We start from the raw sequence: 7,283 nt of genomic DNA on the forward strand, positions 1-7,283 counted from the left end.
ATAACGCCACGCGCAATGAGTCAAGATATTTCAGTTTTGAGCCGCCACACTAACAAATGGCACAGGTACGCGTTTGTGGTGACCGATACACCCATCGTGGCAGACGGCTTCAGTCTTCACTGAAGCATGCGTGAGATGGCGGGAGCCAGACGCAACTCGGCCGGCTTTCTCCGGCTTGCCGGACGTCCTCCCCGCCATGGCCGGAGGCCGCCTGGCGCCTCTCACCTGGCGGTTCGGATCATCGCGCCGCCGGTTGTCGCGATCCGGGCGCGCGGCCGGCCCCTCCAGCAGGGCCGGTGCCGGGGCCGATGATACGGAAGTCGGAGACGACATTCTCGCCGTGAAATTCCATACTCGTCGGAAGATGTATCCCGGCGGCCCGGGCCACCTTGCCGGGCGATCTCGCCGAGCGAATGTGGGTCGGTGCGGCGATCTGCGGGAGTTGGCGGCCAGGTCACGCACCGGCCAAGCGGCGAAGCCGATCCGCTGCCTGCGATAGGCAGGGGGCCGCGGTCGCGGTGGCACTCCATGTGGTCGTGCGTGACCGGTGGCAGGCCGTCCCTGGCGGAATTTTCATGACAACGCGGAATTTGCCTGACATGCGTCGGGGAGAGCACGACGGCGTGCTTGCGCTTGCGTGTGCCAACTTTGCCGGTAACCAATAAGACATGAATGAGGCCGCGCCGGGCACGGCGCAACCAGAAGCTCAAAACCGCGAATCGCGCGCGGATCGAGGAACGCGTAGGGGCCGTCATCGCTCCCGCATTGCGTCAATTGGCGCAGCCTTGACTTCTGAAGGGGATTTCAATGACCACGCTCACTTGTCCCGATGTCATTGTCGTTGGTAGCGATGAGCTACTCAGGGAAGGATTGGCTTTGCTCCTCCAATCGGCCGAGTACAAAGTCAGCGCGAGCCTCCCCGCTTTGCCCGACATCATCGATTGTGACCTTCTGATCGTCTGCTCGGATCAGGGGGGCGCGAGCCTCGCGGAGGCGACCCGTCCCGGCAGGATGCCGAGCAGAACCAAGCTGGTCGTCCTCCTGAGCGGCGGGATGGATGCCTGCCTGCCGACCGAAGTGCTGGCGGGCGCGGCGGCCCTCCTCGACCGCGCGAGCAGCCCCAAGAAGTTTCTCATTGCAGTCCAGGCCGTGATGACCGGCGTCATCGTTCATGATGCGGCGCTTCTCGACACGCGGCAGGTCGGCCGCGAGCCGCTCGCCGCCCAACAGAGGAACGACCTCCCGATCCTGCTCGGTCATGCCATTCCCGAGAAGCGCACCTTTCGCGACACGGTGGCGTGCAGCCTCTCCCTTCGCGAGAAGGAAATTCTCTCCTCCCTCGCCGAGGGGAACTCGAACAAGGTGATCGCCCGGAAGCACAACATCACCGAGGCGACCGTGAAGGTCCACGTCCGGCATATCCTGAGGAAGTTGAACTTCAACAACCGCACCCAGGCGGCGCTTTGGGCCAAGGATTACTCCATGATGGTGGCCTGAGCGGCGTCGCAGGCAGGTTCGAACGGGGGGCGGGCGGCTTGCGGCAAGCCCGCCCGAGCCCGCTGGAGGATGAGCCGCACGGGGAGCCGGCGTCGGGGACTCGGCCCCGCCGCAGTAAGCCGGACGATCGCGAAGGATGCGAGGCGATCTCATCGCCGGACCAGGGTCGCCCTGTCGCGGGGCGGCCCCGCCTGCGCTGGCTCTCGGCCGCGCGATCCGCAGCCAGATTGCCGGCGAGACGAAAACCGCGGCCGAAGACACGATTGTCGTGCGATAATTCGACCGGATGACCGCCGGCAGGCACCGTATAATACCGCCGCGCCTTCGAACAGATCCGTTCGAAGGCGCAAGGCAAGCCCGAACGGGCGCCGGCGCCGATGCGCCGGACGCCTTCGCATCGACGTGTCGATGCGAAGGCGCGGAGATATAAATTCCTACCCATATCGATCTACTTGCTAAATTGGCGATTTATCTGATAAAAATCGATGCATAATTCGGCAAAATGACGCCGCAAGTACTGGGCAGCGCTGACATCGAGAATGGAGAACGAGATGTCACAGAGGTTGGATGACTACGCAGATCTTCGGAATGGAGCAGGCGACGATCTCCTCTCCGCCGATTACGGCGAAGCGCTGATGTCGAGCAGCCTCCCTTGCCCCTCGACCGAGCCCCGCATCACGCAGGCCGTGATCATGGCCGGCGGCAAGGGGACCCGGCTGCATCCCTATTCCGCCCTGTTCCCCAAGCCGCTGATGCCGCTCAACGACATGCCCGTCCTGGAATTGTTGCTGCGGCAGATGAAGAATGCCGGGATCACCGATGTCATCCTGGCCGTAAACCATCTGAGCCACCTGCTCGAGGCCTTCTTCGGCAATGGCGAGCGCATCGGTCTCAACATCCGCTACAGGCTGGAGAGCAAGCCGCTCGGAACGGCGGGCGCGCTCGGTGACATCTTCGATGATCTGGATGATGATTTCTTCGTGACGAATGGCGACCTGCTCACGACCCTCAGCCTCAATCGGATGATGAAAAATCATTATCGCTCGAACGCCGATATTTCCATCGGCGTCTATAAAAGAGAGGTGAAGATCGATTTCGGGCTCATCGAGATCGATCAGCGCAGCCGCCTCACGGCCTATCGCGAGAAGCCGACGAGCAGCCACTTCGTCAGCATGGGCGTCTACGCGCTGCGCCGGGAAGCCGTGCGGAGCCACCTGACGAGCGGCGAGTATCTCGACATGCCGAGCCTGATCATGAATGTCAAAGAGGCCGGCGGCGACATCAACTGCTACCACGAGGATTGCGTCTGGCTCGATATCGGGCGGCCCGACGATTTCGCTCTGGCGCAGCAGATGTTCGTCAGCGAGCGCAACCAGTTCCTGGCCTCGTGAGCCGATGGCCGGCAGCCTCATCAGCGGGGCCGGCGGCTTCGTCGGCCGGGCGCTCGCGCACCATCTCCGCGCGAGCGGCGAGCAGGTCGAGACGGTCGGCCTGCGGACCGATGCCGAGGGCGCGCGGGAGACGGCGGTCCCGCCCGTGGAACGGTGGCGCCGGGCACTCGCGAGTGCGAGACCGGACACCGTCTATCATCTCGCCGGCGCCATGCAGGGCGACGAGGCGCACCTCCTGTCCATCAATCTCGGCCTCACCGAAGCGCTCTTCGAAGCGCTTCGCCTGACGGACCTGCGCCCGACGCTGATCATCGCCGGGAGTGCGGCCGAGTACGGGGCGGCGGCGCTCGACGGGATCCCCGTGCGGGAAGATGCCGCCTGCTCGCCCTACGCCGCCTATGGGCGCAGCAAGCTCGCGCAGACTCAGGCCGCGCTCACCTTCGGCGACGAGACGTCGTCACGCGTCCTCGTGGCCCGCATCTTCAACCCGATCGGTGCCGGCATGCCGCCTCACCTGGCCCTCGCCGATTTCGCGGCCCAGATCGCGCTGATGCCCCCGGAAGGCGGGGAGTTGCTCACCGGCAATGTCGATGTGCGGCGCGACTTCATGCGCGTCGACGACGTCGCGGTCGCTCTCGGCTCCCTGGCGCGGCACGCCGATGCCGCCGGCCTCTGCAACGTCTGCACGGGCGTCCCGACCCGCCTCGGCGATCTGCTCCAGGAGATGATCGCCGCGTCCGGCAAGGCCGTCGCGGTCTCGGCCGACCCCGCCCGCTACCGGCCGCACGAGCCGAGAATCATCGTCGGCGACACGACCCGGCTGCGCGCCTGGACGGACGAGCCGATGCGAGGCGGCCTCCGGGAGGCGGCGGTTCAGGTCCTGTCCCGGGCGCAGCCGGGCCGGGGCGCGGACGCTCCGGTGGCAGGAAGGACTGTCCAAGCAGATCTGCAAGAAAACAGGGCGTAGATGCTGTAACTCGTCAGTGTTATATGCAAATTAAGCGTTTACATGCGAGAATGATTACCCTCTCGCGAGATGGAACCTGCATATACCCAGCCATCGAACGATGACCAGGCGGCCTCACCGGCCGCTGCAGCGCGGCTCGCGGCGTGAGCCGTTCGTGAGGTCGGCTGGCCGAGCAATCCTGACAGGAAGTCCTCCGCTATGCGCACGATCGATGGCAATCTGTCCGACTGGACCACCGCCGACCTCCTGACGACCACGGGCGCGCCGGCGGGCTATCAGCTCTACGGCGAACTCTCGGGCGGCTCTCTCTCCTTCGCGATCAAGGCGCCGACCGCCCTCACGACCAGCTCGACGATCTGGCTCAACACCGACAAGTCGACGGCGAGCGGCTACAACATCTGGGGCTTGTTCCCGGGCTACGACTACAACATCAATTTCACGAATGGGGTCCCGTATCTCTATACGGGCGCCGACGGCCAGAACCTGGTCAGCCCGACCCCGCTCACCTATGCCTACAATGCCGATCGAACCGCCGTCGAAGTGACCGTTCCGGTGGCGCAGATCGGCAACACCACCGCCCTGAACGTCCTCGCCGACGTCGACAACAGCGTCTACCTGCCGGGCGACTACAGTGCCGGGCCGTACTCTGTCGCCGAAAAGGCCTCGTTGCCGGCCCGAACCTACACGGGGCACAAGATCGGTATCGTCTATTCGGAGACGAGCGCGGCCAAGTACTTCAGCCCGACGGCGTATTCGCAGCTGTTCATGATGGCCCAGAACCAGGCCGCCCAGGCCGGCGTCGCCTACGACCTGCTCTCCGAGGCCGACCTCACCAACCTGTCCAAGCTGGTCAACTACGATGCCCTGGTCTTCCCCTCCTTCCAGAACGTTCCGGCGGACAAGGTCGGGGCGATCACCGATACCCTCACCACGCTGACCAAGAACTACAATGTCGGGATCGTCACGGCCGGCAACTTCATGACCAACGACGCGACCGGAGCCGCCCTGCCGGGCGATTCCTACGCGCGCATGAAGGCCCTGCTGGACGTCCAGCTCGTCGGGAACGCCAGCGGCAACGTCCAGGTGACGGCCGGGTCGAGCACCAACCCGATGATGGCCGGCTACACGCCCAACGAGGTCATCCGCAATTATTCCGGCATCTCGACCTCCTTCTTCACGAGTGCCGACGGCCTCGGCACCACGCTCGCCAACCAGGTGGTGAACGGACAGTCGAAGGCGGCCGTGCTGGCGACGAAGACCGGCGGCAACAACGTCCATTTCGCCACCGAAGGCATGATGGGCGACAACAACATGTTGCAGCACGCCATCGACTGGGTGACGACGCCGGCCGGCGGGCCCGAGGTCAGCCTGCACATGAGCCGCGGCAAGGCGATCGTGGCCGCCCGGGTCGACATGGACCAGGCCATGCAGATCGACGACGTGAAGCCGGCCTCCGGGCGCGGCATCTACGACGCGCTCATGCCGATCCTGTCGCAGTGGAAGAAGGACTACAACTTCGTCGGTTCCTACTACATCGATATCGGCAACAACCAGGCCAACGGGGAATACACGGACTGGGCCTATTCGAAAAAGTATTACAACCAGCTGCTCGCGATGGGCAACGAGATCGGGTCGCATTCCTACACGCACCCTGAAGACACGAACCTCCTGAATGCGAGCCAGTACCAGTTCGAGTTCCAGCAATCGCGGCAGGTGATCGAGCAGCAGCTCGGGCTGACGAATATCGGTGTCGCCGTCCCCGGGGCGGGCGAGACCATCGCGACGTCGCGCAACATCGCCCAGTACTATCCCTACATGACCGGCGGCGCGTCGATGATCGGCGCGGGCTATCCGGGTGCGATCGGGTATCTCAGCCCGGCGGCGGCGGATTCCAAGGTCTACATCGCCCCCAACACCTCCTTCGACTTCACCCTCATCGGCTACCAGAAGCTCACGCCGGCCCAGGCCGACGCCAAATGGGCCTCGGAATGGAACGACCTCGTCAGCCACTCGGACCTGCCGGTGGTCGTCTGGCCCTGGCATGATTACGGCCCGACCAACTGGCCGCTCGATCCGGGCGTGGCGTCGAACTACACCCAGCAGATGTTCACGAGCTACATCCAGCGGGCGTACCAGGCCGGATCCGAGTTCGTGACGCTGGCCGACCTGGCGCAGCGGGTCGCGACGCTCGAGAAGTCCGACGTGAACTATACCTGGAACGCCTCCACCAACGTGCTGGCGGCTTCCGTCACCACGGCGGCGACGGGCGATCTCGGCAAGTTCTCTCTCGATCTCGGCGCCGGCCAGACCATCAAGAACGTCGCCGGATGGTATGCCTACGACAAGGACAGCGTCTTCGTCGACCGGGACGGCGGCAACTTCACCATCGCGCTCGGCGGCACGCCCGACGACGTGACGCATCTCTCGAAGCTCGCCGACCGGTCCGATCTCGTCTCGGTGACCGGCGACGGCACCAATCTCAGCTTCACGGCCGTCGGCGAGGGCAAGTTCCAGGTCACCTTGAAGTCCCCGCAGAACCAGTTCGTCCAGGTCACCGGCGCCGACAGCGCCAGCCTGTCCGGCAACCTGCTCGACCTCACCGTGTCGGGACTGGGTCAGCACACGATCTCGGTCAACGAGGTATCGGCGCCGGCGATGACCTCGGCGCGCGACCTGATCTTCGGAACGACCGCCGGCAACACGATCAGCGGCCTCGGCGGCGACGACTTCATCGACGGAGCGGCGGGCGCCGACACGCTGACGGGCGGGGCGGGGAACGACACCTTCGCCTTCAGCGCCGCCCTCGTGTCCGGGAACGCCGACCGCATCACGGATTTCAGCCCGTCGGTCTCGGGCAACAACGACACGATCCAGCTGTCGAGCAGCGTGTTCGCCATCCCGAAGGGGACGCTCGCGAACACCGCCTTGAAGACCATCAACTCGACGAACCCGGCGACTCCCAGCAATGCCGTCGAGGATTCCACCACACGCATCCTCTACAACAAGACGTTGGGCACGCTCTACTACGATGCCGACGGATCGCAGGCCGCCAGCAACCCGGTTCTCTTCGCGACCCTCGACACCAAGCCGACGCTGACGGCGAGCGACTTCACGATCGTCTAACACCGATCGGGCCCCGCGCCGGACGGCGCAGCCCGGGGGCGGCTTCCTCGGCCGCCCCCTCCCGGACCCGGTCGGCGGCAACGACCCCCGCGAGGCGCCGGGGGACCGGCCCGATGCGCCTGACTGGTCCTCGAGGTCATCACCCATCCGCAACAGGAGCACGGCGGCATGTGCGGGATCGTTGGAATCGTGGGGCGCGAGACGGTGTCGACGCAGGTGGTCGACGCCCTGCGCCGGCTCGAATACCGCGGCTACGACTCGGCCGGCATCGCCACCCTCGAGGCCGGGCGCCTCGAGCGCCGGCG

At 65.2% G+C, this 7,283-nt stretch carries 4 protein-coding genes; all 4 read left to right on the forward strand.

Annotation, left to right across the window (positions count from 1 at the left end; translation table 11 throughout):
* Positions 1–807: 807 nt before the first annotated feature.
* The gene (locus tag VQ03_RS07805; RefSeq protein ID WP_083467840.1) at positions 808–1,497 is read left to right on the forward strand and encodes a LuxR C-terminal-related transcriptional regulator; all 690 of its coding nucleotides are present in this window, start codon (positions 808–810) and stop codon (positions 1,495–1,497) included.
* A gap of 563 nt (positions 1,498–2,060) precedes the next feature.
* A complete protein-coding gene (locus tag VQ03_RS07810; protein WP_245291999.1) occupies positions 2,061–2,888 on the forward strand; it encodes a sugar phosphate nucleotidyltransferase in 828 nt (275 codons plus the stop codon).
* Positions 2,889–2,892: 4 nt separating this feature from the next.
* Positions 2,893–3,855 (forward strand): NAD-dependent epimerase/dehydratase family protein, encoded by a 963-nt coding sequence (locus VQ03_RS07815; protein ID WP_048450309.1) that lies wholly within the window; start codon positions 2,893–2,895, stop codon positions 3,853–3,855.
* Positions 3,856–4,053: 198 nt separating this feature from the next.
* Positions 4,054–6,978, forward strand: a complete 2,925-nt coding sequence (locus tag VQ03_RS07820; protein WP_053078446.1) for a polysaccharide deacetylase family protein — start codon at positions 4,054–4,056, stop codon at positions 6,976–6,978.
* Positions 6,979–7,283: the final 305 nt, after the last annotated feature.

Origin of the sequence: Methylobacterium tarhaniae (assembly GCF_001043955.1) — a bacterium.
GTDB classification, from domain to species: Bacteria; Pseudomonadota; Alphaproteobacteria; order Rhizobiales; family Beijerinckiaceae; genus Methylobacterium; species Methylobacterium tarhaniae.